General features: G+C 68.2%; 1 protein-coding gene. It reads left to right on the forward strand.

The window, feature by feature from the left end:
• Positions 1 to 607: UvrB/UvrC motif-containing protein (locus E1291_RS41600; protein ID WP_207401284.1), on the forward strand; the 607-nt coding region annotated here is incomplete at both ends.

Raw genomic sequence — 607 nt, forward strand, 5'->3', positions numbered from 1 at the left:
CATCTTGTTCATCGATGAGCTGCACACCCTGGTGGGTGCGGGTGCGGCCGAGGGCGCGATCGACGCCGCCAGCATCCTGAAGCCGATGCTGGCCCGCGGTGAGCTCCAGACCATCGGCGCGACCACCCTCGACGAGTACCGCAAGCACCTGGAGAAGGACGCCGCGCTGGAGCGCCGCTTCCAGCCGATCCAGGTCGCCGAGCCGTCGCTGTCGCACACCATCGAGATCCTCAAGGGTCTGCGCGATCGCTACGAGGCGCACCACCGTGTGTCGATCACTGACAGCGCGCTGGTCGCGGCGGCGCAGCTGGCCGACCGCTACATCAGTGACCGGTTCCTGCCCGACAAGGCGATCGACCTGATCGACGAGGCCGGGTCGCGGATGCGGATCCGCCGGATGACCGCGCCGCCGGACCTGCGCGAGTACGACGAGAAGATCGCCGATGTGCGGCGCGAGAAGGAGTCCGCGATCGACGCGCAGGACTTCGAGAAGGCCGCCGCGCTGCGCGATTCGGAGAAGCAGCTCCTGGGGCAGAAGGCCCAGCGGGAGAAGGAGTGGAAGGCCGGCGACATGGACGTGGTCGCCGAGGTCACCGATGAGCTGATC

The sequence above is a fragment of the Actinomadura roseirufa genome (assembly GCF_900659635.1).
GTDB lineage: Bacteria > Actinomycetota > Actinomycetes > Streptosporangiales > Streptosporangiaceae > Spirillospora > Spirillospora roseirufa.